The organism is Streptomyces sp. NBC_01006 (genome assembly GCF_045162725.1).
Lineage (GTDB): Bacteria > Actinomycetota > Actinomycetes > Streptomycetales > Streptomycetaceae > Streptomyces.
Genome location: NZ_CP108700.1, coordinates 8,226,625 through 8,252,622, shown reverse-complemented (window position 1 = coordinate 8,252,622; position 25,998 = coordinate 8,226,625). Strand labels below are relative to the sequence as shown.

Sequence of the window (25,998 nt, the reverse complement as noted above, 5' to 3'; positions counted from 1 at the left end):
CTAGACCACCGGGGGATTGAGCCGGGCGAAGCCCTCCTGGCGCCGGTACGGGAAGTACGGGTACGGGGCCGGGCGGCTGCTCGCCGCGTCGAGCCGTGCCATCTGCTCGGGGGTGAGCGTCCAGCCGACCGCCCCGAGGTTCTGGCGCAGTTGTTCCTCGTTGCGGGCCCCGATGATGACGGAGGACACGGTCGGCCGCTGCAACAGCCACCGGAGGGCGATCTGCGGGATCGCCTTCCCGGTTTCCTGCGCGATCTCGTCCAGGGCGTCGACCACACGGTAGAGGTACTCGTCCTCCACCGGCGGCGCGAAGTCGGCGGTGTCGTGCAGCCTGCTGCCGGCGGGCAGCGGTGCGCCGCGGCGGATCTTCCCGGTGAGCCGTCCCCAGCCGAGGGGGCTCCAGACGATCGCGCCCATGCCCTGGTCGAGCCCGAGCGGCATCAGTTCCCATTCGTAGTCGCGGCCGATGAGCGAGTAGTACACCTGGTGGGCGACGTAGCGCTCGCGGCCGCGGCGGTCGGCGGTGGCGAGGGACTTCATCGCCTGCCAGCCGGAGAAGTTGGAGATGCCCAGGTGACGGATCTTCCCGGCGCGGACCAGGTCGTCCAGCGTGGACAGCACCTCCTCCACCGGCGTGCCGGCGTCGAAGGCGTGCAGCTGGAAGAGGTCGATGTAGTCGGTGTCGAGGCGGCGCAGGGCGCCGTCGACGGATGTGATCAGACGGGACCGCGAGGTGCCCGCGTCGCCGGGGGCCTCGCCCATGGGCAGGCCGGCCTTGGTGGAGATGAGAACCCGGTCCCGGCGCCCCTTGAGGGCGGCCCCCAGCACCTCCTCCGACGCGCCGTCGGAGTAGACGTCGGCGGTGTCGAACATGGTGATCCCGGCGTCGATGCAGATGTCCACGAGGCGGCGCGCCTCTTCCACCCCCGTACTGCCCCAGGCACCGAAGAGCGGTCCCCGTCCGCCGAAGGTGCCGGCGCCGAAGCTGAGCGCCGGGACCTGAAGTCCGGACGCGCCCAGTCGCCTGTACTCCATGTCGCTCACATCGTTCATGCCCTTCACGTCCTTCACGGCGAGTCCCCTCCCACACAGCCCCACTAATGGGGCCACGGTTCCGTTAAGATGCCCTCACCCTAACAAGATTCGGCGACTAATGGAACTGGAGTCCCGTTATGGAGTTCGTGGAAACCGAGTCAGATCCGGGCACCACCCGGCCCGGAGGGCGTACGGCGAGGGTGCGCTCGGCGGTGCTGCGTGCCGCCGCGGACGTCCTGGCCGAGCAGGGCTTCGCCCACCTGGACCTCGCGGACATCGCGCGCCGCGCGGAGGTCGGGAAGACGACCGTCTACCGACGCTGGGGCACGGTCACCGGTCTCGTGACCGACCTGCTGCTGGACATGGCACAGCAGTCGGAGCCCCGTACGGTGACGGGCTCGCTGCTCGGGGACCTCAGGGCCAACGCCGCCCTGGTGCAGCGGACGCTGTCCGATCCGCGACAGGGGGCCCTGTTCAAGGCGGTGATCGCGGCCGCCACCTGCGACCCGAGGGCGGCGGAGGCCCTGTACGGCTTCTACACCACCCGCGTCGAGGAATGGGCGCCGTGCGTCGAAGAGGCCGCCGCCCGCGGGGAGGTGCCCGAGGGGACCGATCCGCACGAGGTGATCCGCGCGGCGTCCGCCCCGCTCTACTACCGCCTCCTGACCACCGCCCTCCCGCTCGACGGGGCGGCCGCCGATCGCGCCGCCACGGCCGCGGCGGTGGCTGCGCGCGCGGGGGTGTACGTACGCGAACGGAAGGCGTAGCGGTCGGCGGTGTTGGCCGGATCGCCCTTACGGGGTGGTGCGGGCCGGGAAGGTGAAGCTGTAGCCCTGCGCGGTGAGCCAGGGCAGGTATTCCTTGAGCGCCGCGACCGTCTCACTGCGGTCACCGCCTCCGTCGTGGAAGAGGACGGTCGGCTGCCGGGGCAGCTTCTCCTCCACCGCGGCGACGATCGCCGGCAGACCCGGCCGGCTCCAGTCCTTGGGGTCCACGCTCCAACCCAGGGGACGCATCCCGCTCGCGACGGCTATCGCACGACTGTCGGGGGTGAACGCTCCGCCCGGCGCGCGGTAGTAGGTGACGGCGACTCCGGGCACAGCCCGCTCGATCATGGCCTTGCCGTCCAGGATCTGCTGCCGCTGGTAGGCGACGGGCTTGTGGTCCATCGTCACGTCGTGGTCGACGGAGTGGTCGCACAGCTGGTGCCCGTCGGCGGCGACCGCCCGCACCAGGTCCGGGTACTTCTGCGCTTTGGTTCCGATCAGGCAGAAGGTGGCCTTGACGTGGTTCTTGCGCAGCACTTGGAGGACCTGCGGGGTCCAGCGGGGATCCGGACCGTCGTCGATGGTGATGGCGACGTTGCGGCCGGAGCCCTGGGCGAGGCGCGAGATGCCCATCGGGAGCGGGGTGGCGCCGTGGGCGCCGTGGGCGCCCTGGGCCGATCGGGAGATGCCCGAGGACTGGCCCGCGGAGCCGTCCGTGGCGGCGAGGGCCGGTGTACCGGCGGCCGCGAGGAGGCCGAGGACGGCCGCCGTCACGGCGGATCCCGCCCGCCGCCGACGACGGCGTGCGGGATTGCTGGTGATACCCATGGACGCGCTCTTCCTTTGCGCTCGACCCCCGGAACTCACGATTCCGATCCAGGGTAGGTCACGTGTACGAGCCCCTCCCTCCCCCGAACGGCCGATCGGGACCGGCGGCGGAGGCCGGGGAACCGTACCGATCCGGACAAGCCGGATGGCCTTCAGGTGAACGCGGGACGCGCGAGGGCAGGTCAGCGAGCCGGATCCGGGCGCGGAGCGAGGCGTCACCCCCTGTTTCCGAGCGGATACGGAGCGAGCACACCCCCTGTGAGCTGCCCGAACGACCATTCGTTATCCGATATTCGAACTGGATGTCCGTAAAACGACCACCGATATGCACTCCGCCTTCGCCTCGGACAGACTCGGCCACACAGGAGCGCGACAACGCAAGCAAATGTCGCGCTTGACCTTCGAATCGAATGCGAGTCCTGTCGTGCGCTATCGCTCCGTCGCCATCTCCTCCGCCGCCGCCCTCCTGTGCCTGGCCGGTGCCGCCGGGATGGCGGAGGCCAAGCCGACCAGCCTGTACGCCCCGTCCGCCATGGTCTTCTCCATCTCCCAGGGGGACGACGCCAACGCCGGCACCGTCCTGCGCGCCGCCACCCTCAGCTGTATCCCGTCCGCGCAGGGCACGCACCCCGACCCCAAGGCCGCCTGTACGACCCTGAACTCCACCGGCGGAACCTTCGACCAGCTGCTGGCCGCGCCCGACACGAACCGTGCGTGCCCGATGCACTACGCACCCGTGACCGTGACCGCCGACGGCATCTGGCAGGGCAACCGGGTCGCCTGGAAGCACACCTTCGCCAACAGCTGCACCATGTCCGCGACCCTGAACGGCAACGCCGTCTTCGCGTTCTGACCCACCTACTCCGGCCCGGCCGCCACGGGCCGGCCCCATCCCCACCCCCACCTGTCGACCCCTCCCCCGACCCCTGTCGCCTTTGGACCGGGGTCGGTAGTTCGAATTTGAACGTTATGCTGTGGCCACCGTATCGAGCCAGACCATTCGAGCCACCGGGAGCGCTGCCGCATGTCCGTCCGCCGCCTGAACCACGCCGTGCTCTGGATCCGTGACGTCGAGCGCTCCGTGGCGTTCTACACCGACGTCTTCGGATTCCAGGTAGACCACCTGACCGCCGGCCGCGCCGCCTTCCTGAGCGCACCCGGCAGCCTCAACGACCACGACCTCGGGCTGTTCGCGATCGGCGCCGACGCGCCCGGCCCCGAGCAGGGCCGGGTCGGCCTCTACCACCTGGCCTGGGAGGTCGGCACGCTCCGCGAGCTGGCGGAGCTGGGCCACAAGCTCACGGAGCGCGGTGCGCTGGTCGGCGCGAGCGACCACCTCGTCTCCAAGTCCTTCTACGCCAAGGACCCGGACGGCAACGAGTTCGAGGTGATGTGGCGCGTCCCCCGCGAGGACTGGCCCGCCGAGGACGCCGACCTTCGCCCGGGCCCGCTCGACCTGCCGGCCGCGATAGCGCGCTGGGGCGCGGACCTCGCGACGGGTTCGGCGGCAGGCTCCGCCACCTGAGGACACACGGAAGCGCTCAACTGCGCAGCTGTGCGTTGAGCCGGGCGGCCTGTCGCGTGAGGTGATCGCGTTCGGGGATGTTGGGCGCCGATCGGGCGGCTTGGGCGTAGAGCCGTGCCGCGGTCACCGGATCGCCATCACGCTCGTGCAGGTAGGCCGCGACGGCGGCGTGCCGCGGCAAGGCGGGGTCGAGTCCCGCCAGGGCGGCCAGGCCGGCCCGCGGGCCGTCGGCCTCGCCCACCGCGACGGCCCGGTTGAGGCGGGCCACCGGGCTGTCGGTGAGGCGCACCAGTTCGTCGTACCACTCGACGATCTGCACCCAGTCGGTCTCCTCGACGGTCCGGGCATCGACGTGGAGGGCGGCGATGGCCGCCTGGGCCTGGAATTCGCCCAGGCGGCCGCGGGCGAGGGCGGTCTGGAGCACCTCGACGCCCTCCGCGATCAGTCGGGTGTTCCACAGGCTGCGGTCCTGCTCGGCAAGCGGCACGAGCCTGCCTTCGGAGCCGCTCCGTGCCGGGCGCCGTGCGTGGTGGAGCAGCATGAGCGCCAGCAGGCCCGCGACCTCTTCATGGTCGGTCCTGGCCGACAGTTGGCGAGTGAGCCGGATCGCCTCGGCGGCGAGGTCGACGTCGCCGGAGTAGCCCTCGTTGAAGACCAGGTAGAGCACGCGCAGCACCGTGGCGACGTCACCGGGCTGGTCGAACCGGACACCGGAGACGGTCCGCTTGGCCCTGCTGATCCGCTGGGCCATGGTCGCCTCCGGCACGAGGTAGGCCTGCGCGATCTGCCGCGTGGTCAGACCGCCGACCGCGCGCAGCGTGAGCGCGACGGCCGAGGCCGGTGTCAGGGACGGGTGCGCGCACAGGAAGTACAGCTGAAGCGTGTCGTCCGCCGCCTCGCCCGGGTCGGGCACGGGCACGGGCTCGGCCTCGACCAGTTCCTCCCGCCGCCGCCGGGAGGTATCGGCGCGGACGGCGTCGAGGAACTTGCGCCAGGCCACCGTGACCAGCCAACCCTTGGGGTCCTGCGGCACGTCGTCCGGCCACCGGCGCACGGCCTCGACCAGGGCGTCCTGCACGGCGTCCTCGGCCGCCGCGAAGTCGGCTCCGCGACGGACGAGAACACCGATCACCGCGGGCACCAGCTCCCGGAGCAGCGACTCGTTCACTCGGTGGCCGTGGGCTGCTCGCCGTAGAACGGGCGCACCTCGAGCCACTCGTGGATGGGCTTGCCACCCGCACCCGGAGCCGCGGAGAGCTCGCCGGCCAGCTCGATCGCGCGCTCGTAGGTCTCGACGTCGATCACCATCCAGCCGGCGATCAGGTCCTTGGTCTCCGCGAACGGGCCGTCGGTGATCGGCGGCCGCCCCTCACCGTCGTAGCGGACGAAGGTGCCCTCCGGGGAGAGCGCCTGCCCGTCGACGAACTCGCCGGTGCCTTCGAGCCGAGCGGCGAAGTCGCGCATGTACTGCACGTGGGCCGAGACCTCCTCCGGCTCCCACTGGTCCATCGGCACGTCGTTGACCGCTGCGGGCGCGCCCCGGTAGTGCTTGAGCAGCAGGTACTTGGCCATGATGTTCTCCTTGCCGAGGTACGGCCATTGTGGCCGTGTTCGCTCCTGGGACGGAGCCGCGCGCCGGTTCTCGACATCCCCTCGCGAAATTTTCCGGCGAACTCCAAAACTCCGACTCCCGCCGCCCCACGCCCTCGGCGAGCTCACCAAGCGGACCGATAGTCCGAATGGCGTCCACGACGCCGTCGCCCACCTTCCTGACGTCACGCCCGTCGAGATCCCGTACCAGGGCACGGTGCTGCGCGGCCACTTCTACCGGGCCGCCGGCGAAGGCCCGAGGCCGGCGCTGGTGATGCACAACGGATTCGACGGCTCCGGCTGGCCCGCCGCCATCCACCGGGAGGGCCTGGTGTTCCGGCCGGGCCGGGAGAACCTGGTCGGTCCCGTCCATCACCGAGGAGGAAGGCGCCGACGCCCGCTGCCACCCGGGAGCCTTCCGCCTGGCGGTGGCGCGCGTCTTCGACCGGCTCGACGACGCCATCTGACGCCACCAGGCACGCTCCGGTACGTAGTGGCCGCATATGATTCCCGGGGCCCGGACGGGCCGTAGACCGAGGAGGACCTGTGGCCCAGCGCCCGGAGCGCGCGGATGCCCAGCGCAACCGAGAAGCCGTCCTGGCTGCCGCCGACGCCCTGTTCGCCGCCAGCAGCAGCCCCCACAGCGTGTCGATGGACGACATCGCCGCGGCCGCGGGCGTGGGCAAAGGCACCCTCTTCCGCCGCTTCGGCGACCGGGCCGGCCTGATCGGCGCCGTGATCGCCTCCCGCCTCGAACCCCTGCACCACGCCGTGCGGGAGGCACAGGACGCGGCCGGGTCCTCGCCTCGGGAGCGGGTGCTGAGGCTCCTCGACGCCTCGCTGCGCTTCAAGGTCGAGAACCGCAACCTGATGTCGGCCGCGGAGGACGCCGGAGTCAGCAGCCCCTACCAGGCCGAGCACTACGGCTGGTGGCACGGGATGCTGCGCGCTGCGCTGGATGAGGTGCCCGGCGTCCACAACGCGGATTTCACCGCCCACGCTCTGCTGGCCGCCATCCGTGCCGACCTCGTGGCACACCTGATCGACGATCAGAAGATGACACCCGAGGGCCTGCGCTCCGCGCTCGCGGCCTACCTCGACAACGTCCTCGGTCCCGACTCCGACTCCGACCCCGGCCGCGGCTCCAGCTCCCTTTAGTGCGACACGATGGGTCTCGACCCGGAACGGAAGCCATGAAGAAGCGAACAGCCCTCCTCGTCACCGCCGGTGCGGTACTGACCGCAGGGTCCCTCACCCCTCTCGCCCACGCCGCGCCGGCGCCGAGGGCGCCGAAGGACTTCGTCGCGCTGCACACCGTCGATCCCACGATCATCCAGGACATGCGCTACGCCACGGAGGTCAACTTCATCGGACGGCGCATCGACGGTTACCAGCAGCCCCTGTGCATCCTCACCAAGCCGACCGCCGAGGCTCTGCACCGGGCTCAGGAGAAGCTGCTGCCGCAGGGCTATTCGTTGAAGGTGTACGACTGCTACCGGCCTCAGCGGGCCGTCGACAATTTTGCGCGATGGGCGAAGGACCTCGACGACAACCGGATGAAGGAGGAGTTCTACCCGCGGGTCGCCAAGGAACGGTTGTTCGCGGACGGCTACATCGCCGAGAAGTCCGGCCACAGCAGGGGCAGCACGGTCGATCTGACGATCGTCAAGGTGAACTCACCGGCAGCCATGGGTGGATCGGTGCGGCCCGCCGGCCCCTGCTACGCGCCGCAGGGCGCACGGCGCCCCGACAGCTCGGTGGACATGGGGACGGGGTTCGACTGCTTCGACACCCTGGCGCACACCGACGACCCGCGGATCGTGGGCGCTCAGCGGGCTAACCGGCAGTTCCTGAAGGGCACGTTGGCGGCCGAAGGCTTCGTCAACCTGCCCGAGGAGTGGTGGCACTTCACGTACAAGCCGGAGACGTATCCCGACACGTACTTCGACTTCCCCGTGGCGTACCGATCGGTGTCCGGGCACTGACCCTCGACCGCACGCGTCATGGACGGCGGGCGCGGCTCCGGCCGGCCGCGGTCGAGAGCGGACGGCGGCCCGTTGCGCATCAGCCGATCGGATGACGAGCGGGAGCCGGTCCGGGGGCCGGGCGGTACGGACGGCGAGGGGAGGATCGAGGCCGGTACAGGTGGCCGCGAGGCCGTGGAGCGGGTGAGGGGTACGGGATGAAGGCCGTCGATCGTCAGTTGCTGGACGCCGCACGGGCGGGGGACGCCGACGCCGTGCGGGCGGCGGTCGAAGCGGGTGCGAACGTCGAGGCGCGCGACACGGAGCTGCGCACGCCGCTTCTGCTCGCCTCCCTCGGGAACCACGTGGAGGCGGCCCGGGTGCTCGTGGCGGCGGGCGCGGACGTCGACGCACAGGATGCCCGCCAGGACAGCGCCTGGCTGGTCACCGGGGTGACGGGCAGCGTGGCGATGCTGCGCGTGCTGCTCCCGGCGGGGCCGGACCTGCGGCGCACCAACTGGTTCGGCGGCGTGTCGCACATCCCGGCGAGCGAGCGCGGGCACGTCGCGTACGTGCGGGAGGTACTGGCGGTGACGGACATCGACGTCGACCACGTCAACCGGCTCGGATGGACCGCCCTGCTGGAGGCCGTGATCCTCGGTGACGGGGGCCCGGCCCACCAGGAGATCGTACGGCTGCTGCTCGCGGCCGGGGCGGACCGGGAACTGGCGGACGGCGACGGGGTGTCGGCGCTCGCCCACGCGGAGCGGCGCGGGTACGCCGAGATCGCGGAGCTGCTGCGGTGAGGGCGCCCTGGGCGCGCCGGGTCGGAACGCGTCGGCCGGCGCTGGTCCTGGCCGCGGCGGCCGTGCTCGCCGGTTGCGCGGCGGGCGGTGGCGGTGGCGGTGGCGGTGGCGGTGGCGGTGGCGGTGGCGATCGTACGAGCGCTGCGGCGGGACCCGGAGCCGCGGCGGCACCACGGGGCGGGCCATCGGCGGCGGCCGGCGCGGCCGTGCCCACGGTGCACGGCACGCTCCTGGTCGCCGACTTCGGCGGTTCGACGGTGACCTTCGTGGACCCCGCGCGCGGCCCGGTCGGCTCGGTGGAGGTGGGGACGGCGCCGTACGGGCTGGCGCTCGGCGCCGACGGTCGGGCCTGGGTCGCGACGGCGGAGGGGGTCGCGGTGATGGACACCGCCAGCCGCACCGGCCTGGGCCGCATCCCCTACCGCACCCGCAGCGGGCCCGTGACCACCGGCGAGTACCGGGGCGGCGGGATGGGGATCGCGCTCGCCCCCGACGGGCGGCGGCTGTACGTGGGGGTCAACGTGCCCGGCGGCCCGGGCGTGCTGGAGGTCATCGACACGGCGACCCGTGGGGTGACCGCCACCGTGCCCGTCGGCCGCCGCCCCTTCGACGTGGACGTCGCGGCGGACGGCCGCGAGGTGTACGCGACCGGGCACGACTCCTACGACGTGACGGCGGTGCGCGCCGACACCCTCGCGGCGCGGCGGCTGGTGGTCGCCCCTTACGGGGAACGGGGTCTCGGCTCCTGGCTGAAACCGCACTACGCGGTGGTGCGGCCCTCCGACGGACGGCTGTTGCTGCCGTTCGAGGGCGAGAAGCTGGCGGTCCTCGACCCTGGTACGGGCCGGGTCACCGTCGAGCCGATGACCGCGGAAATCCACCAGCACGGGGCCGCCCTCGCCCCCGACGGCACGCTGCTGGTGGTCGGTGCGGCGGAGGGCGAGGACGCGGCCTCGCTGACGGTCCGGTCCCCCGGCGGAACGGAGCGCACGATCCCGCTGGGCGGGCCGCACGAGGACCTCGCGGTCACCGCGGACGGCCGCACCGCGTACGTCACGGGTGGCTTCACCCGGGACGGCCACTGGGACGGGATCACCGTCGTGGACCTGCCGAGCGGTACGACGCGCCGCCTCGCGGCGGGCGAACGGCCCCTGGGGATCGTGGTGCTGTAGGGCCGTCCCGCGACGGCGAAGGGCCGCCGGCGCAGGGCGAGCTGCTGGAGGCCGGTCAGCGGACGACGTCGAAGACCTGCTTCTGGAGGCCGTTGGAGTAGGCCTCGTGCTCGACCAGCTTCAGCTTCTGGGTGTCCTTGTCCGTCGTACTGAACAGACGCTTGCCGGCTCCGAGCAGCAGCGGGAAGACCAGCAGGTGGTAGCGGTCGATCAGGCCCGCGTCCGAGAGGGCGTGGTTCAGCGTGGCGCTGCCGTGGACGATGATCGGGCCGCCGGCGGTCTCCTTGAGGGCGGCGACTTCGTCGAGTGAGCGCAGGATCGTGGTCTCGCCCCAGTTGGAGACGAGCTGGTCGTCGGTGAGGGTGGTGGAGACGACGTACTTCGGCACCGTCTTGTAGTGGGCGAACTCGGCCATGTCCGGCCACACGGGGCTGAAGGCCTCGTAGCTGGTCCGGCCCAGGAGCATGGCGGTGGACTCCTCCTGTTCGCGCCCCTTGATCTCGAATGCCTCGGGGACGAAGTCGATGTCCTTGAAGGTCCAGCCGGAGTTGCGGTAGCCGGGTTCGCCGCCCGGTGCCTCGACGACGCCGTCGAGCGAGATGAAGGCCGTACTGATCACAGTGCGCATGGGAGAGGTTTCCTCGTTGTCATGGGCGGGCGTTGCAGGTTGTTGCCGAGCGCGCCGACGGTCAGGCGAAGAGGCCGGTCAGCCACTGCTGCCAGGCGGCTTCGGCGCGGTCGGTGTCCCGGCCGAAGAGGTGGTGGAACATCAGCGCGATGCCGCGGCCGTGGTGGTAGGTGTAGAGACCGTCAGCGGTACGGACCTCGAAGCGTTCGTCGTCCGCCCAGGTCACTTGGCCGTCGACCGGAGGCAGACCGGCCGGCTCGGCGTACGCCCGCGCCCCCACGACGACCGGGCTCGGCAGCGACAGCCCGCGGATGAGGGCCGCCCGCACCTGTTGCGCGGGCCGCTCGCCCGTGGGCGCCACGGCGAAGACCGGGGCGCCGGTGCGCCCGTTGAAGTGGGCCAGGTACTCGCGGAGCGTGTGGAGGTGGAAGGGCCAGCCGCGGCGCAGTGCGTCGTACTCGTCCTGCCAGTTGTCGCCGAGCATGCCGCTGTGGACGACGCGCAGGACGGTGCTGTCCCCGTCGCGCCCCTCGATCAAGTACTCGAAGGCCATGAAGCGGCCGTCGTCGGCGGTGGCGGTGCGGGAGGCGAGGCGTTTGCCCGGTTCGTAGGCCGTGACTTGGGATTCCTCCCGGTTGCCGCCGATGTCCATGGCGGCGGTGCCGCCCACGCGCGGGTCGAGTTCGTTGCGTCCCATGAACCAGGAGTCGATCCCCGGTCCGGTGGCGATCGCCTCCCAGACCTGTTCGGGGCTCGCCGGCAGGATCGTCTCCTGCTCGATCTCGAACGGGTGCGTCATCGCGGGTTCTCCTGTCGTACTTCGGACCCGGGAGTGCCGGGCGGCGCGGCGGGGATCTGGTGGAGGCCGACGATCACCCGGTGGCTGCGGCCCTGTGGGGCGGTCTCGTCGTGGTAGCGGCTGACCAGGGCAGTCACGGCCTGGGTCAGCTCCTCGGCGAACGCCATCCGGTCGGCCGCGGTGGCGAACCGCACCTCCGCGTCGATGGCGAAGGTGGCGACCCGACGCCGGGCCCGGGACGCGCCGGTCACCAGCGCGCCGACCTCCTGCACCAGCCGGGACCCCAGCGCGAGCAGCCAGTGGGCCGAGAGCTGGTCCCGGGACCGGGCGGGGTCCGGGCTGACGGAGGCCAGGGCACTGGGAGAGATGACGTAGGAAGCGGCGGTGGCGGCGTAGATCCGCTCGGTGACGTTGCCCTTGCGCCTCTCCTCGGCGAGCTCGACCAGCCCGTGACGCTCCAGCTCCTTGAGGTGGTAGTTGACCTTCTGCCTGGGCAACCCCAGGCGGACGGCCAGCATGGCGGCCGAGCCGGGCTCGGCAAGGGCGGCGAGGATCCGGGACCGCATCGGGTCCAGGGAGGCCTCGGCCGCGGCGGGTTCTTCGATCACAGCGACGTCCAGCACCGTTCCAGGATCCGACCGACAAAATAATTTGTCAAGACGAGATGAGTTGTCGGTGGTCCGAGAGTTCGCGGAGGTACGGCTCCAGTTCCGCGGCCCCGGTCAGCATCGCCCGCCCGCGGGCGGACAGCCGGGCGCGCCACTCGCCCAGCGCGGCCTCCAGCGGCTCCAGGCCGCCGGCGCTGCGCACCTGGGCGATCAGCGGGGCGATCTGCTCCAGCAGGTAGCCGCCCCGCCTGAGTTGGTGGGCGAGCCGGGCGTCCCGTACGTCGGCCTCGTCGTAGACGCGGTACCCGGTCAGCGGGTCCCGGCGCGGGCGCACCAGCCCGGCGCGCTCCCATTTGCGCAGCGTCGCGGGTCGGATGCCGAGCGCCTCCGCCAGCAGCCCGATGAACATGTCGCCGGGCTCGGGCGCCGCGGTGGGCTCCAGGTCGCGCAGGGCGCTCTCCACGGCCTGGAGGGTCCGCCGGTCGTCGAGGAGCTGGGCGTGGCTCTCGTCGATGAGGCGGAACGCCTCGTCGTCCGCACCCCGGTTCAGGGCGCACATGATCGATGTCGCCGTACGGTGGCCGTGGCCGGGCACGAGGGCGAGAAACGCGCGCAGGGCCGCCGCGTGCAGCGGGGTGTAGGTGCGGTAGCCGTGGGGCGTGCGACCGGCGGCCGGAAGGATGCCGGCCTCCTCGTAATTCCGGATCGCCTGCGTGGACAGACCGTGCTCGCGCGCCAGATCGACCGGCCTGAGCCGTTCACCGGTTTGAAGGTTTTGCCGCATGAACCCGAAGGTATCGCGGAAAAGTTTCAACCGAAGGTTCAAAGATACCGTTGAAGGCATGGCTACTGACATCAAGGACAGCGCCCGTGCCGTCGAGGCTGCGGCCGTCATGAGGCTGCTCCCGACCCGGCCCCGGATGCTCGCCCTGGGCGAGCCCACCCACGGCGAGGACGCTCTGCTCGACCTGCGCAACGAGATCTTCCGACAGCTCGTCGAGCAGGAGGGCTACCGGACCGTCGCGATCGAGAGCGACTGCCTGATGGGCCTGGTCGTGGACGACTACGTCACCTCGGGCACGGGCACTCTCGACGAGGCCATGGAGCACGGCTTCAGCCACGGCTGGGGCGCCTCCGCGGCCAACCGCGAGCTCGTGCGCTGGATGCGCGAGTACAACGACGGCCGGCCGGCGTCCGAGCGGGTCCGCTTCGCCGGCTTCGACGGCCCGCTGGAGATCACGGGCGCCGCGAGCCCGCGGCAGGCCCTCACCGCGCTCCACGGCCACCTCTCGACCCGGGTGGACGCGGACCTGCTCCCCTGCACCGCGGAAACGCTCGACCGCTTGCTCGGCGCCGACGACCGGTGGACCGATCCCGCCGCGATGATGGACCCGGCCCGGTCCGTGGGACAGTCGGCCGAGGCCGGTCGGCTGCGGCTGCTCGCCGACGATCTGGTGGCGCTCCTCGAAGCGCAGACCCCGCACCTGCTCGCCGCCTCCTCACGGGAGGACTGGGACCGGGCTTGCCTGTACGGGCGCACCGCGACCGGCCTGCTGCGCTACCACCACTGGATGGCCGACGACTCACCGGCACGCATGGCGCGGCTGTGCGCGCTGCGGGATCTGATGATGGCCCACAACCTGCTCGCCGTCGCCGCCAGGGGCCCGGCACTCGTCCACGCCAACAATTCCCATCTCCAGCGCGAGAAGAGCTCGATGCAGATGTGGCAGGGGCCGGTGGAGTGGTGGAGCGCCGGCGCGCTGGTGAGCGCGCAGCTGGGCGAGGAGTACGCCTTCGTGGCCACGGCCCTCGGCACGATCCGGCACCAGGGAGTGGACACGCCGCCGCCGGACACCGTCGAGGGGATCCTGTACGCGCTCCCGGACGACCGCTGCGTCATCGACACCACGCGGCTGGCCGCCGCCCTCGGCGGCACACGGCCCGTGCCCCGCGTGTCCCCCTGGTTCGGCTACGCCCCCTTCGACCCGGCCCACTTGGCGGGCAGCGACGGCATGGTGTTCGTCAAGGACCTCCCGCAGAACCAGACCGTGTCTTACGGATCAGGCCGGGCTCGCCCAGCTCGGTGACCAGGTCGCGGCGGCTTCGGGGTCCCCGGGGGTCGTGGCGGCGAGGTGGGCGCGGAGGGTGGCCAGGGCCGGGTGGGGGTTGTCGCGGTGCCAGAGGAGGGAGTGCGGGTAGACGGGTGTCGGGTCGGTCACCGGGATGCGGCGCAGGCCGTGGCCGGCGGGCCAGACCAGGCGGGTGTGTCCGCCCATGAAGGTGGCCAGGGCCGGGGTGTCGGCGACGGTGTCGAGGAGTGCGTCGGAGCCGAAGTTGGGGCCGGTGGCCTCGATGGTGAGGCCGAACTCGGCGACGAGGTCGTCGTAGTACGCGGCCCACTCGGTACCGGGGACGATGCCGGGCATCCAGATCCGGTGACCCACGAGCCCGGCGAGGGGCACCGACCGGGCGCCCGCCAGCGCGTGGGCGGGGCCGGTGAGGAGCTGGAGCGGCTCGTCGAGGACCCGGACGGATTCGATGTCCTCGGGAAGGGGGCGGCCAGGCGCGCCGACGGCGCGGAAGGACGCGTCGATCTCACCCGAGCGGATGGCGGCGAGGGCCGTCTCGATCTGGAACAGCATGAGCACGTCGAGGTCGATGTCGGGGTGCGCGCGGTGGAAGCCGCGCATCAGGCCCGACGCGGCGCCGCGCGAGGCGATGATGTCGACGCGCAGCGGTCGGCGGGCGGTGTGCACGGATGCGACCGCGCGCTCGGCGACGCGCAGCAGCTCTCGTGCGTGGGACAGAAACGCCTGCCCGTCGATGGTGAGCTCGGCGCCGCGCGGGGTACGGGTGAACAGCCGCACGCCGAGGTCGCGCTCCAGTGCGGCGATGCGCTTGGAGACGGCCTGCTGGGTGACCGCCAGCTCGGCGGCGGCCTCCTGGAACCGGCCCGTGTCGGCGGCGGCCACGAAGGTCCGGACGGTGTCGAGGTCCATGCCGACAGCCTAGGCCCACAACCATTGGTTGTGGCCGATGAGCCCGCGGTTGTTTGATTCCTGGTCGTGATGCTCGCTTTGATGATTCCGAACACGGAATGGTTGTGCGGGTGGGTGGATGGCGAGGGGCGGGGTGGCGGGCGTGGGGAGCGGGCACCGGCTGGGGCGGCGGTTCGGATGGCTCTGGGGAGCGTACGGGACCAGCGCGCTCGGCACGTGGCTAGCCTTCGGCGCCTTCCCGCTGATCGCGATCCAGGTGCTGCACGCCGGGCCGGCCGAGGTCGCCGCGCTGGCCTCCGTGGGGGCTGCGGTGGGCGCCGCCGTGGCGGTGCCGCTCGGCCCGTGGGTGGAGTTCCGCCGCAAGCGGCCGGTGCTGATCGCGATGGACCTCGTACGGTGCGCGGCGCTGCTGACGATCCCCGCCGCGTTCGCGCTCGGCGTGCTCACGTTCCTTCAGCTCCTGCTGGTCTCGGTGGTCGTCGCGGCGGCCGACATCGCCTTCCGCAGCGCTTCGGGCGCGTACCTGAAGACGCTGCTGCCGGCCGAGGACCTGCTCGTCGCCCATGCCCGGTTCGAGTCCACGGCCTGGACGACCACGATCGTCGGACCGCCGCTGGGCGGCGCGGCGATCGGACTCCTGGGTCCGGTGGTGACGGTGGTGGCCGATGCGGTCAGCTACCTGCTCTCGGCGCTGGGCATCCGCGCGATCGGCGGGCACGAGCCGCGGCCCGAGCGCCGGGAGGGCACGCGCATGCGGGCCGGGGACCTGCTCGACGGCTGGCGGTACATCCTCGCCGACAGGGTGCTGCGGCAGTTGTTCTTCAACACTGCCTTGTTCAACGGCCTGGTGATGGCCGCCCAGCCGCTGCTGGCCGTCCTGATGCTCGGCCGGCTCGGGTTCGCACCGTGGGAGTACGGCCTCGCCTTCGCCGCGCCCTCGGTCGGCGGGCTGCTCGGTGCGCGGCTGGCCCGGCCGCTCGTCACCCGGTTCGGACAGCACCGCGTCCTGGTCGCGGCCGGGGCACTGCGCGCGCTCTGGCCCGTCGGCCTGGCCTTCGTGGGGCCGGGTACGGGAGGGCTGCTGCTGGTGATGGGCGTGGAGCTCGGGCTCATCTTCTGCTGCGGGGTCTTCAACCCCGTCCACGCCACCTGGCGCCTCCGGCTCACCGCGCCCGACCGGGTCGCCCGTACGCTGTCCGCCTGGGCGGTGACGACCAAGGCCTCGACCGCGCTCCTGACCGCTGTCTGGGGCGTACTGGGCGGCCTGCTCGGCCCGCGCACGGCCATCGGCCTGGCCGGTGTACTCCTGCTGGCGACCCCGCTGCTGCTCCCCCGCCGCGCGGCAGCGTCTGCCTCCGACCCGGAGCCGGAGCCTGAGCCGACGCCGAGCCGTACCTGACGGACCACGCCGGCCGTCACCGCGATCGGGCGGCGACGGCCCGTCGGGCTGCTTGATCGCCCCTTCAGCCCACCGGAACGGGCCGCTCCTTGTCGTCGGCGCGCCCGGTCCGCCCGTGCCCGCCCGTGTGCCGGGCGGTGTGCTCGGTACGCCGCGGCCGTACCGGCCACCAGATCGACCGGCCCAGCAGCGCGGCCAGCGCCGGAACCAGCACGATCGACAGGACGAACGCCGACAGCACGATCCCGAGCGCCGTCGCGAAGCCGATCTCCTGGGTGCCCGGATTCGGGTTGACGGCCAGGCTTCCGAACGAGGCGGCCAGGACCAGGCCCGCCGTCGCGATGGCCGGAGCGGTGTGCCGTACCGCCCGGGCCACGGCCGCCCGGGCCGGGCCGGGCTTCTCCATCTCCTCCCGTATCCGGTCGCTGATCAGGATGTTGTAGTCGGTGCCCAGGGCGACCACGAACAGGAACAGCACCAGCGGCAGCATGAAGTTCACCCCCGGCCGGTCCAGGAGGTTCTGGGAAACCAGCGCCGAGGCGCCGAGTGTCGCCGCGAAGCCCAGGCCGACGGAGATCATCAGGACCAGCGGTGCGAGCAGGCTGCGCAGGAGCAGGAGCAGGATCAGCGAGATCAGGCCCGCGGCCACCGGGAAGACCACCTTCAGGTCGCCGGCTACGGCGGACGAGATGTCGGCGAAGATCGCGGCCGTGCCGCCCACGTGCGCCTCCGTACCGTCGGGCCGGTGCGCGGCCACCGCGTCCCGGACCGGTCCGGACACCAGGTCGCGGGCCTGCTGTCCCTGCGGATCGGCGGTCAGGAACAGGTCGATCCGGGCCGCCCTGCCGTCCTCGCTCGGTACGGCCGGGGCGACCTGGCCGACGCCGTCGACCGCTGCGAGCGCCTTGGACAGTCCGCCCAGCACTCGGGTGTCGAGCCTGCCGCCGTCGGAGGCGGTGACGAACACGGTGGTCGGGTCCGACACCCCGGCGGGCAGGGCGTGCGAGATCTCGGCCGCCGTGCGCGCCGCCTCCGTACCCCCGTCCCCCGAGCCGCCCTGCCCGTAGTCCGTGTGCATCCCTGCCAGGCCGGCCCCCAGCGCTCCGAGCAGTGCCAGGGAGGCGAGCACCATGGTCGCCGGACGCGTCGCCACCCGTCGGCCCATCCGCCCGGCCATCCCCTCCGGGGGCTCGCGGCGCAGGTCGCGCGAGGGCCAGAACATCTTCCGCCCGGTGACGGCCAGCAGCGCCGGCATCAGAGTGAGGCTGCCCAGCAGCATCACCAGTACGGACACGGCGATCGCCGGGCCGAGCACCCGGAACTGGCCGAAGGACGCGACCCCGAGGGTGGAGAACGCGGCGACGATCGTCAGCGCCGCGGAGGTGACCGCCGTACCCACCCGGCCGGCCACCTCGGCCGCCGCGGCGCGCCCGGTCTGCTCGGGCCGACTGCGCAGCTGTTCACGGAAGCGGAACAGCAGGAAGAGGAAGTAGTCGATGCCGATCCCGATCAGCACCACATTGATCAACTGCGGGGTGGAGGCGTCGAGTTGGACGCCCGCGAGCAGGGAGGACGCGACCACCACACCGGCGGCCGCGCCGCCGATCACCGACACCACGAGCAGTGGCAGCAGCGCCGCGAGGACGCTGCGGAACACCAGCACGTGCAGCAGCACGATCACCGCGAGCATGGCGATGCCGACGATCGTCGAACGGGTCTTCTCGGCATCGGCGGTGTCCACGCTGTCCGCGAGCCCGGCCGTGAACCCGGTCCGCAGCCCGGCCTCGGCGAACCCGGCCCGGGCCTGGTCCCGGAAGGCCCGGTACAGGTCCTGCATGCCGGGATCCAAGGGATTGCCGGTCAGTTCGACCGACAGCAGCCGGAAGGTCCGGTCGGGCGCGGTCATCGCCGGGCTGACCCGGGGGACCTGCGAACGGTCCTGCGTGAAGGGCGGTGTCTCCTGCGTCTTCGGCATCGCCACCTCGCGCCGGGCGAGCTTCGCGGCCTCGGCGTCGATCAGCCGCTCGTCGGACTCGGACAGCTTCGCCCCGTCCGCCCGGGCCACCAGCACGGTGAGCGGATTGGCGTCGGGCCTGACGCCGAAGTACTCCTCGGCGACCTTCAGGGCAGCCGCCGAATCGTAGGTGGCGGGCAGGAACTCACCCGTACTGGGCTGGGTGGCGCGGAAGACGAACGCCTGGCCGAGCACGGTCATGGCGATGCCCAGAACCGCCCAGAGAGCGATGACCTTCCAGGGACTTCGGGTGGCGAAGCCGGTCAGGGCGCGGATCACAGGGGCCTCCGTAACTCGATCGACCGGGGGTTCCCGGACGTTGTCCAGCTCATCAGCGCCCGTGCCGGGAAACGTCCTGACCCGGGAGGAGCCCGCACTCGGGACCAGGGTCCGGCGCACTGCCCGGACCAGGACCACGGTCCTGGTCCGTCCTCCGCCTTCGGGCCCGGGGCTGCCTCTCCCACCGCTGCGAGAATGGGTCCCGTACGCGAACTGCGGCGCTCCGGTCGGGATCCGGCGGGCCGGTGGCGGAGGGGGACCGGCAAGCAATGCCGATACGCAGTCAGGACCGGGCCGAGGAGACGGGCGGTGGCGGAGCCGGGGTCGCGGGCGACTTCGGCGAGAGCGGCCGGGGCAAGGAGCGCGGGCCGGTCTTCGACTGGAGCCGCAATGACGCGCTCGTGGCCATCGGGGCGGCCGTGAACGACCTGATCGGCTATTCGCTCGGCGCCGCGGACGACGGCCGGCCGCTCAGCGTGCGAGCTCTCGTCCTCGTGGTCCTGGCGGCGCCCTGTCTGCTGGCCCGCCGGACCCGGCCGGTGACGGTGCTCTGCGCCGTCCTCGCCCTCGGCGCGGCGCTGAACCTGACCACGCCGCAGGGACCGCACTTCTCCGCCGCCTACATGGTCGCGCTGTACACCGTGACCCGCCTGCGCAGCACGGCGGTCACGGCGACGGCCGCCGTGGCGACCGTGCCGGTGACGATGATCAGCGGGGGCTACGGTGACTCGTCCGTCCTGACGGGCCTGCTCGGCAATACGGTCGCGGTGGTGCTCGTCGTCGGCACCGGACTGGTGGTGCGGCGCTGGCAGGAGGAGGCCGAGGCCAGGCGCGCCCTGCTGGCCGACCGGGCGGTGGCCGAGGAACGCCGCCGGATCGCCCGCGAGTTGCACGACATCGTCGCGCACCACATCACCACCATGCAGCTGATGGCCGGCGGCGCCCGGGCCAACCTGGCGCACGACCCGGGCGCGGCCCGCGAGGCGCTGGTCACCCTGGAGGACTCCGGGCGGATGGCGCTGCGGGAGATGCGCCAACTGCTGGACGTCCTGCGGGCCGGGGAGGAACCGGAGCAGGTACCGCCGGCGCCGCAGCCCGGGACCGGGGACCTCGGTCGGATCATCACCGAGTCTCGGCTGGCGGGTACGCCCACCGAGTTCACCGTACGGGGGACGGCCCGCCCGCTGCCGCCGACCGTCGGTCTGACGGTGTTCCGGATCGTCCAGGAGGCACTGACCAACGCCCGTAAGCACGCCGTCGGTGCGCGGGCCCACGTACGGCTGACCTACGGTCCGGAGGGCGTCGAGGTGGAGGTACGGGACGAGGGCGCAGGCGCGGGCGCGGGCGCGGGCGCGGGCGCGGGCGGCGCCAGGGCGGGGGCTTCGCGGCCCGGCGCCGGCAGCGGGTACGGTCTGATCGGAATGCGGGAACGCGTCGCACTGCAAGGCGGCACCCTGGAGGCCGGCTCGTGCGACGACGGCGGATTCAGGGTGGCGGCCAGGCTCCCGGCAGGCGACCCGGGGGGACAGCGAGAGGACCGACGCGGATGATCCGTGTGCTCATAGCCGACGACCAGCCGCTGGTACGGCGGGGCCTGGCGCTGATCCTGGCGCCCGACCCGGCGTTCGAGGTGGTGGGCGAGGCCGAGGACGGCGCCCGGGCCGTCGCCCTGGCCCACGAGCTGCGGCCCGACGTGGTCGTCATGGACATCCGGATGCCGGTGCTCGACGGCGTCCAGGCCACCGGGGAGCTGGCGCGGACGCTGCCGGAATCCCGCGTTCTGGCCCTCAGTACCTTCGACATGGACGAGTACGTGGTCGCCGCACTGCGCGCGGGTGCGTACGGATTCCTCCCCAAGGACGTCTCCCCGGAGGAGCTCATCGCGGCGGTCCACACCGTCCACACCGGCGAGGCCGCCGTCGCGCCCCGACTGCTCACCCGGCTGATCTCCACCTACGTACGGTCCTCCCCCGCCCGGCCGCGCCCGGCGGCGAAGTCCCCGGCCGGCCTCACACCGCGCGAGCTGGAGATCTGGCAGCTGCTGGCGACCGGGTTCGACAACGCGGAGATCGCCGGGGACCTGGAGATCAGCGTCTCCACGGTCAAGAACCACATCACCGGCATCTTCACGAAACTGGGCGTCCGCGACCGCGCCCAGGCGGTCATCGCGGCATACGAATCGGGCCTGGTGGCGGCCGGCTACGGGAGCGGTCGCACACAATTGCCGTGAGGATCTGTCCACCGACTCTTAGGATCTTCGGATGACGGATCCTCTCCACCCTGCGAAGCCCCGTCCCGGTGACCTGGTGGCGGTGCTGTCCCCCTCGTCAGGTCTGCCCGGTCTCCTCCCCCTGCCCTACGAGTTGGGGCTTCGCCGGCTCCGGGACGAGTTCGGGTTGAGGACGGTGGAGTACCCGACGACCCGCACGATGGGCGCCTCGCCCGAGGCACGGGCTGCGGACATCCACGCGGCCTTCGCGGACCCCGACGTCAAGGCGGTGTTCGCCAGCATCGGCGGCGACGCCCTCGGCCTTCCCCTGTACGAAGGGGGTGGGGTTGGGCGGGACAAGTGGCGGGCGAACCCGGCGACGCGGGACGGGACTCGCCGCGCGGGGATCAGCCTGCGGCAGCCCGGGGCGGGACATACTGGATCAGCGACCGCCGGACGGACGGCTCACAGCGGGCCCGAAGGCTCGGGCGGCGGCTTTCAACGACTCGCCCGACAGCAAGTGGCGGCATGCGCGAACTCACCTTCACGGCTTCGAGGAGTCTCGCGGCCGGGGGCCTCCTGTGGGCTTCGTTGGCCCAGATCTCCGTGGTGAACAACGCCATCGTCCTGCCGCGTGCTTCGAGTCAGAATCTGGCGGAGCACATCATCTCGGCGCTCGGCGATACCCGATGCGGTCTCATCGGGGGGTTCCGCTTCTGCTCCCCCTGGCACGAGGCCGCCGACATCGCCTGGATCGTCGGAGGGGTCTGCCTCATCCTGGGCGCGCTGCTGAACGCGGTGGTCTTCCCGCCGGACCGTCTCCGGAACCTGGCGTTCGGCGTATTGGCCGTCAGCGGAGCGGGACTCGTGTCGACCGGCTTCAATCCCTGCAACCTCCGTCCGGCCGTACATCTGCTGTCCGCCGGGACCTGCTTCTTCTGCGGGGCCGTGGGCGTGCTGCTGCTGGGAGGCATGCTCCGGCAGGCGCACCGGCCGTACTGGGGCGCGGCGGGCATCCTGTGCGGAGTCACGTCCATCATCTCGGCCACGCTCACGGCGCTCAGACCGGACCCCTACGTCCAAGGCCTGTTCGAGCGGATCGCCGCGTGGCCCAGCGTCGTGTGGGTCATCTGCTTCGGGGCGTACATCGCCTTCTCCACGCGGCGTGCGTACCGCAGCCGCGGCCGATGACGGCGCGAGGTGCTCAGGGACGCGTCCGCTCCTGCGTGGCCCCTTCCGTCTCCGTGTTCTCGCCGTTCTCACCGTTCTCGCCCGTCACCCGCGTCCCCGGGTGCAGCAAGGTGCACAGACACGCCAGTCCCAGCGCGATGGCCATCCCGTAGAACACCCACTGGTTGGCCTCGGCGAAGTCCATGTGGATGGCCTCGAAGGAGCCCCGCATCAGCGTGGCGGTCGGTCCGCCGTCGGTGGGCGCGCGGTCGTCCGGGTGGCCGATGACCGCTTCGGCAATGCTGTGGGCCGCACCCTGGACCTCCCCCTCCGGCAGGCCCTTCGCGGCGAGTGTCTCCGCGACCCGGCTGGTGGTGACATGGGTGAGGAGCGTGCCGAACACCGCCATGCCCACGGCTCCCGCGTAGTTGCGTACGGTCTGGGGATGCCGGTGACCTCGCCGTACGAGGCGTCGATGGCCCGGTTCACGGCGTCGGTGGAGGCCGGGGAGAGCGCGAGGCCCATGCCGGCCCCGGCGAGGCAGGCGTAGGGCCACTGGTCGTGGGCCGACAGGTCCGTCAGTTTCCACGCCCACAGGGCGAATCCCGCGCAGGCGAGCGCCGTGCCCAGCTTCATCGTGGGCCGGGCGCCGTGCTTGTCGAGGATCCGGCCGCCCCATTGGGCGGAGAGGCCGTAGCCGGCGAAGGAGTACAGCACGTAGAGCGCGGCCTGGTGGGGCGATGAGCTGAGCGAGATCTGCGCGTACACCGACGCGAAGAACAACACGGGGATGAACGCCAGCATCGAGAAGAAGAGCACCAGGGCGTCGGCCGTGAACGCCCGGTCGCGGAAGACGCGCAGCTTGATGAGCGGCTCATCGGTGCGCAGTTCGTACCAGCAGAAGAGCACGAGGACGAGGAGCCCGCCGATCACGCACGCCCAGGTGGCGAGGCTGCTCCAGCCCCAGGTGGCCGACTGCTGGATCCCGAAGACGTTCAGTGCCATACCGGTGGCGACGAGTACGGCGCCCGGCGCGTCGAGACGTTCGCGCCGGCGGGCGTCGGGGATGCGGGCGAGGGCGGTCAGGACGAGCGCGAGGATGGCCACGGGTACGTTGATCCAGAAGACGGCCCGCCAGGTCCACGAGGTCAGCCAGCCGCCGAGCAGCGGTCCGATGGCGGTGAGCGCGCCGGCGAGGACGAAGAACAGGGCCAGCGCCCGGCCCCGTTTGCCGACGGGGACGACGCCGACGACCACGGCGATGGCGGCGGGGAAGACCAGCGCCGCGCCCACACCCTGGGTGGCACGGAAGATGACGATCCAGCTCTGGGCGAACTCCCCGGACGGGACCGAGCCGCACAGCACGGAGGAGATGACGAACACGAGGGTGCCCGCCACCACCATCCGGCGGTGCCCGAGGACGTCGGCGAGGCGCCCGCCGAGCGCGAAGAACGCGGCGAGCGCGAGGAGATACGCGTTGACCACGCGTTGCAGTCCGGAGGACGAGAGGCCGAGTTCCTCGACGATGCTGGGGGCGGCGATGCTGACGATCGTCTGGTCGATGAAGACCATCGCCACCGCGAAGAGCATGGCCGCGAGCGCGATGCTCTGCTTCGGCGCCTCGCCTCTGTCCTGCACAATCCTCATACTCCCCGCCGGAGATCCGTTCCGCACGCCGATACGGCCGCGATCTGCGGGGCGGTCGGGGCGGCGCTCTGGCGTCTCAGGCGCCCCGGTCCGTAATTCCGAGCCGTGCCGGTCCCCGGAAGTGCAGACTCCCTCCATGGTGGACATGTGTGCGTTCCGGGACGCGGTCGGCCGCTGGGCGGCCGGTGGGCCCGGCGGACCGGCGGGTGAGCTGGCAGTACGGCTGGGGCTGCGGACGGCGGTGCTTCTGGAAGGGCTCAGTGACCTGGCGGCGATCGAAGCGCTCGCCGCACGGCGTGGCCGGGACCTGCCCGCCGAAGGGGTGTGCGTCGTTGCGATGGGCGGGGCGATGAACGTCGGCCGCTACGCCGGCCTTCTCGGGCCGCCCGGACTCGGCCTGCGCCTGACAGGGCTGTGCGACGAGAGGGAACAGCCGTACTACGAACGCGGCTTGGAGCGGGCCGGGGCGCACGGCGCGGGGTTCTTCGTGTGCGCGGCGGACCTGGAGGACGAGCTCATCCGCGCGCTCGGCACGGGGACGGTCGAGGAGATCATCCGGGTCGAGGGCGACCTGCGTGCCTGGCAGACCTTCCTGCGCCAGCCCGCACACGACGGTCGGCCCCGGCAGGGGCAGTTGCGGCGCTTCCTCGGCACGAAGAAGGGGCGCAAGATCCGCTACGGCCGTCTCCTGGTGGAGGCCCTCGATCCGGGACGGGTACCGGCCCCGCTCGAAGGCCTCCTCTCGAGCCTGTGACCGGCGGACAAGAGCACGGCCATCACCCAGCGGTTCGGGCTTCGCTCCATCGCGTCGGCCTTCGCAGCGACCGCGTCTACTCTGGGGCCACCCGACAGGCGGTCGCCGCGGTCCCGTTGGTCACGCCGCCCGCGGTCAGACCCGTCACGCATTGCGCCTGGTCTCCGGTCAGTCCGACGTAACAGGCCATCCGGACGGAGTCCGGGGCCTCGCCACCGTGAAGCTCCCGCTCCACCTGGTTGATGCAGGCCGATACGTCCGCCGGGGCGGCCTCGGCGGCCGGGGCCATGAAGGCCACACCACCGACTGCGAGGGTCAGGCCGGTGAGGACGCTTGCGATACGGGTCGACGCGCGCATGGGACGCACCTGCTCTCCGGGGTCGTCACGCGGCCCGGGACCGGTTGGTGTCGGATCCGCGCAGGAACGGCGCCGAGCACACGCGGCCGGGCCTGCGGCCCGAGGAGCCCGGCTCCGCAGCGGACCCGCTCAGCATGGCTTCCGTTCCCTCCCCCTCCTATTCGACGCTAGAGCAGCTCCCCGCCCCCCGCACCCGCTGAGGTCGTGGGAAGGGAACGGTCTTCGCGGGGGCGACGGCGCAGGCGGAGAGGAGGGTTGCCGTGGCGAGGGTGCCCCAGAGGGCGGCCGGGCCGTGGGGGGCGAGGGCGGTGATGGCCGCCGGGGAGACGGCGAGGCCGAAGCCCGTGGAGAGCTCGAAGCGGGCGAGGGTGCGTCCCAGGACGTGGGGCGGGGCGAGGGCGGTGACGAGCGCGGTGGCGCTGCCCGCGTAGATGATCTCGCCGACCGTGCAGACCACGGACACCGCGGCGACGGCCGGGGCGCCCCACCCCGGTCCCAGTGAGGTCGCCGCGAGGAAGCCGAGGTAGGACGCGGTGAGTACCACGCCGGCGAGGGCCAGTACGGTCCGCCGGGAGAAGCGGGACATCAGGACGGTGACCGGAACCTGCAGGGTGACCACCAGCACCGTGTTGGCCACGAAGATGGCTGCCGACCACATCGGGGATGCGTGCATCTGTGTCACCAGCACCAGAGGGAGCGCGATCTCGGGGACGTTGAGGCAGAAGACGTAGACCACGTTGGCGGCCAGCAGCGCGCGCATCCGGGGAGCGGGTTCGCCGGCTCTGTTGTCGGCCAGAGTGGCGGACGGATCCGCATGGAGGTGGACCGACCAGGCCAAGGCCGCCGCCGTGAGATAGGCGAGCCCGGTGACGGCGGCCAGCGCCTGAAGGGCCGTGGTGCCGCCCGCCAGGCATGCGGTGGCGAGCAGCGCGCCCACGCCCAGGCCGGCGTTGCGCAGGGCGCGGCCTCCCGCGAGGGCGGTGTCGCGTTCCCGGCCGTGGGAGACCGTGGCCACCAGGGCCGCGTGGGCGGCCGGCCAGGCCTGGTTGCCGATGCCGAGGAAGAGCGCCGCCGCCGCGAACGGCCAGGCGTACCCCGCCGGGGTGGCCAGCAGCAGCACCACGCCGAGCACCCGTACCAGCATCGACGCGGCCACGACCGAGCTGCGTGCACCACGGTCCAGCCAGCGGCCCACCGCGGGCATGCACACCAGACCCACGACCACGCCGCCCGTCATGGCGATGCCGGTGACCGGTGCGGACAGCCTCAGCACGGTCACCCCGTAGAGCAGCAGGAAGGGTCGCAGCAGGCCGGTGCCGAGCGCGTCCACGGCGAGGGCGACCGCATAGCGTGGGCCTCCTGAGGCGCGGACGAGGGCGCGGGGCCGGATCTTGGTGAGGGTTGCCATGGCGCCAACCGTGCGTGCGGCTCCCGGGCCGGTCGCGTC

25 protein-coding genes and 2 pseudogenes are annotated in these 25,998 nt (G+C 72.2%); 14 read left to right on the top strand and 13 right to left on the bottom strand.

All coding sequences use genetic code 11. The annotated features are described in order from the left end of the window. Window positions 1-1,035: an aldo/keto reductase gene (locus OG509_RS37555; protein WP_406187815.1), complete on the bottom strand. Its 1,035-nt coding sequence runs from the start codon at window positions 1,033-1,035 to the stop codon at window positions 1-3. A 137-nt stretch (window positions 1,036-1,172) separates the two neighbouring features. Between OG509_RS37555 and OG509_RS37550 the strand changes: the two genes are divergently transcribed. Next, on the top strand, window positions 1,173-1,802 hold the full coding sequence (locus OG509_RS37550) for a TetR/AcrR family transcriptional regulator (RefSeq protein WP_406187050.1): 630 nt from the start codon (window positions 1,173-1,175) through the stop codon (window positions 1,800-1,802). Between the two features lie 27 nt (window positions 1,803-1,829). Here OG509_RS37550 and OG509_RS37545 read toward each other — a convergent pair whose 3' ends face one another. Continuing rightward, entirely contained in the window at window positions 1,830-2,630 is an 801-nt protein-coding gene (locus OG509_RS37545; RefSeq protein ID WP_406187049.1) for a polysaccharide deacetylase family protein, read from the bottom strand. Between the two features lie 424 nt (window positions 2,631-3,054). Here OG509_RS37545 and OG509_RS37540 point away from each other — a divergent pair, with 424 nt between their 5' ends. Together OG509_RS37540 and OG509_RS37535 are read left to right on the top strand one after the other, a co-directional pair. After that, a complete protein-coding gene (locus tag OG509_RS37540) occupies window positions 3,055-3,483 on the top strand; it encodes a subtilase-type protease inhibitor (protein ID WP_406187048.1) in 429 nt (142 codons plus the stop codon). Window positions 3,484-3,654: 171 nt separating this feature from the next. After that, complete coding sequence (locus OG509_RS37535; RefSeq protein ID WP_385574625.1) at window positions 3,655-4,155, top strand: VOC family protein; 501 nt, start codon at window positions 3,655-3,657, stop codon at window positions 4,153-4,155. A gap of 16 nt (window positions 4,156-4,171) precedes the next feature. Here OG509_RS37535 and OG509_RS37530 read toward each other — a convergent pair whose 3' ends face one another. Both OG509_RS37530 and OG509_RS37525 read right to left on the bottom strand, forming a co-directional pair. After that, complete coding sequence (locus tag OG509_RS37530) at window positions 4,172-5,323, bottom strand: RNA polymerase sigma factor (protein WP_406187047.1); 1,152 nt, start codon at window positions 5,321-5,323, stop codon at window positions 4,172-4,174. After that, a complete protein-coding gene (locus OG509_RS37525; RefSeq protein WP_387282688.1) occupies window positions 5,320-5,727 on the bottom strand; it encodes a YciI family protein in 408 nt (135 codons plus the stop codon). Before OG509_RS37525 ends, OG509_RS37530 begins: the two co-directional genes overlap by 4 nt. Window positions 5,728-6,291: 564 nt before the next feature. Here OG509_RS37525 and OG509_RS37520 point away from each other — a divergent pair. The 4 genes from OG509_RS37520 to OG509_RS37505 all read left to right on the top strand — a co-directional run bounded on the left by OG509_RS37520 (window position 6,292) and on the right by OG509_RS37505 (window position 9,687). Continuing rightward, a complete protein-coding gene (locus OG509_RS37520; RefSeq protein ID WP_406187046.1) occupies window positions 6,292-6,903 on the top strand; it encodes a TetR/AcrR family transcriptional regulator in 612 nt (203 codons plus the stop codon). Between the two features lie 35 nt (window positions 6,904-6,938). After that, the gene (locus OG509_RS37515; RefSeq protein WP_406187045.1) at window positions 6,939-7,730 is read left to right on the top strand and encodes a M15 family metallopeptidase; all 792 of its coding nucleotides are present in this window, start codon (window positions 6,939-6,941) and stop codon (window positions 7,728-7,730) included. A gap of 197 nt (window positions 7,731-7,927) precedes the next feature. Beyond that, window positions 7,928-8,515: an ankyrin repeat domain-containing protein gene (locus OG509_RS37510; protein ID WP_406187044.1), complete on the top strand. Its 588-nt coding sequence runs from the start codon at window positions 7,928-7,930 to the stop codon at window positions 8,513-8,515. Continuing rightward, on the top strand, window positions 8,512-9,687 hold the full coding sequence (locus OG509_RS37505; protein WP_406187043.1) for a hypothetical protein: 1,176 nt from the start codon (window positions 8,512-8,514) through the stop codon (window positions 9,685-9,687). The genes OG509_RS37510 and OG509_RS37505 overlap by 4 nt, the downstream gene beginning before the upstream one ends. Window positions 9,688-9,742: 55 nt before the next feature. Here OG509_RS37505 and OG509_RS37500 read toward each other — a convergent pair whose 3' ends face one another. From OG509_RS37500 to OG509_RS37485, 4 genes are all read right to left on the bottom strand, one after another. Next, window positions 9,743-10,315: a dihydrofolate reductase family protein gene (locus OG509_RS37500; RefSeq protein ID WP_406187042.1), complete on the bottom strand. Its 573-nt coding sequence runs from the start codon at window positions 10,313-10,315 to the stop codon at window positions 9,743-9,745. 61 nt (window positions 10,316-10,376) lie between these two features. Further along, window positions 10,377-11,114 (bottom strand): SRPBCC domain-containing protein, encoded by a 738-nt coding sequence (locus OG509_RS37495; RefSeq protein WP_406187041.1) that lies wholly within the window; start codon window positions 11,112-11,114, stop codon window positions 10,377-10,379. Beyond that, on the bottom strand, window positions 11,111-11,737 hold the full coding sequence (locus OG509_RS37490) for an ArsR/SmtB family transcription factor (RefSeq protein WP_406187040.1): 627 nt from the start codon (window positions 11,735-11,737) through the stop codon (window positions 11,111-11,113). The genes OG509_RS37495 and OG509_RS37490 overlap by 4 nt, the downstream gene beginning before the upstream one ends. A 31-nt stretch (window positions 11,738-11,768) precedes the next feature. Continuing rightward, window positions 11,769-12,506 carry a TioE family transcriptional regulator gene (locus OG509_RS37485; RefSeq protein WP_406187039.1) on the bottom strand — a complete coding sequence of 246 codons (738 nt, stop codon included), beginning with the start codon at window positions 12,504-12,506 and terminating at the stop codon, window positions 11,769-11,771. Window positions 12,507-12,564: 58 nt separating this feature from the next. Between OG509_RS37485 and OG509_RS37480 the strand changes: the two genes are divergently transcribed. Continuing rightward, window positions 12,565-13,809, top strand: coding sequence for an erythromycin esterase family protein (locus OG509_RS37480; protein ID WP_406187038.1), 1,245 nt, complete (start codon window positions 12,565-12,567; stop codon window positions 13,807-13,809). Here OG509_RS37480 and OG509_RS37475 read toward each other — a convergent pair. Further along, the gene (locus OG509_RS37475; protein ID WP_406187037.1) at window positions 13,783-14,721 is read right to left on the bottom strand and encodes a LysR family transcriptional regulator; all 939 of its coding nucleotides are present in this window, start codon (window positions 14,719-14,721) and stop codon (window positions 13,783-13,785) included. The two genes, OG509_RS37480 and OG509_RS37475, sit on opposite strands and share 27 nt — an antisense overlap. Before the next feature lie 118 nt (window positions 14,722-14,839). Between OG509_RS37475 and OG509_RS37470 the strand changes: the two genes are divergently transcribed. Beyond that, window positions 14,840-16,120, top strand: coding sequence for an MFS transporter (locus tag OG509_RS37470; RefSeq protein WP_406187036.1), 1,281 nt, complete (start codon window positions 14,840-14,842; stop codon window positions 16,118-16,120). A 64-nt stretch (window positions 16,121-16,184) separates the two neighbouring features. Here OG509_RS37470 and OG509_RS37465 read toward each other — a convergent pair whose 3' ends face one another. Continuing rightward, on the bottom strand, window positions 16,185-18,413 hold the full coding sequence (locus tag OG509_RS37465) for an MMPL family transporter (protein WP_406187035.1): 2,229 nt from the start codon (window positions 18,411-18,413) through the stop codon (window positions 16,185-16,187). 269 nt (window positions 18,414-18,682) lie between these two features. Between OG509_RS37465 and OG509_RS37460 the strand changes: the two genes are divergently transcribed. The 4 genes and pseudogenes from OG509_RS37460 to OG509_RS37445 all read left to right on the top strand — a co-directional run bounded on the left by OG509_RS37460 (window position 18,683) and on the right by OG509_RS37445 (window position 21,813). Further along, window positions 18,683-19,963: a sensor histidine kinase gene (locus tag OG509_RS37460; RefSeq protein WP_406187034.1), complete on the top strand. Its 1,281-nt coding sequence runs from the start codon at window positions 18,683-18,685 to the stop codon at window positions 19,961-19,963. Continuing rightward, entirely contained in the window at window positions 19,960-20,643 is a 684-nt protein-coding gene (locus tag OG509_RS37455) for a response regulator (protein WP_406187033.1), read from the top strand. The genes OG509_RS37460 and OG509_RS37455 overlap by 4 nt, the downstream gene beginning before the upstream one ends. Before the next feature lie 31 nt (window positions 20,644-20,674). Continuing rightward, window positions 20,675-20,935, top strand: a pseudogene (locus tag OG509_RS37450) (LD-carboxypeptidase); the annotation flags it as partial. 215 nt (window positions 20,936-21,150) lie between these two features. Next, window positions 21,151-21,813: a DUF998 domain-containing protein gene (locus OG509_RS37445; RefSeq protein WP_406187032.1), complete on the top strand. Its 663-nt coding sequence runs from the start codon at window positions 21,151-21,153 to the stop codon at window positions 21,811-21,813. A gap of 13 nt (window positions 21,814-21,826) precedes the next feature. Here the strand turns inward: OG509_RS37445 and OG509_RS37440 are convergent. Then, window positions 21,827-23,439, bottom strand: a pseudogene (locus OG509_RS37440) (MFS transporter). Between the two features lie 136 nt (window positions 23,440-23,575). On the opposite strand from OG509_RS37440, the gene OG509_RS37435 reads away from it, so the two are divergent. After that, window positions 23,576-24,193: a TOPRIM nucleotidyl transferase/hydrolase domain-containing protein gene (locus tag OG509_RS37435; RefSeq protein WP_406187031.1), complete on the top strand. Its 618-nt coding sequence runs from the start codon at window positions 23,576-23,578 to the stop codon at window positions 24,191-24,193. 76 nt (window positions 24,194-24,269) lie between these two features. Here the strand turns inward: OG509_RS37435 and OG509_RS37430 are convergent, their stop codons facing one another. Next, window positions 24,270-24,551, bottom strand: coding sequence for a hypothetical protein (locus OG509_RS37430; RefSeq protein ID WP_406187030.1), 282 nt, complete (start codon window positions 24,549-24,551; stop codon window positions 24,270-24,272). 157 nt (window positions 24,552-24,708) lie between these two features. Further along, window positions 24,709-25,959, bottom strand: coding sequence for an MFS transporter (locus OG509_RS37425; protein ID WP_406187029.1), 1,251 nt, complete (start codon window positions 25,957-25,959; stop codon window positions 24,709-24,711). Between the last annotated feature and the right edge of the window lie 39 nt (window positions 25,960-25,998).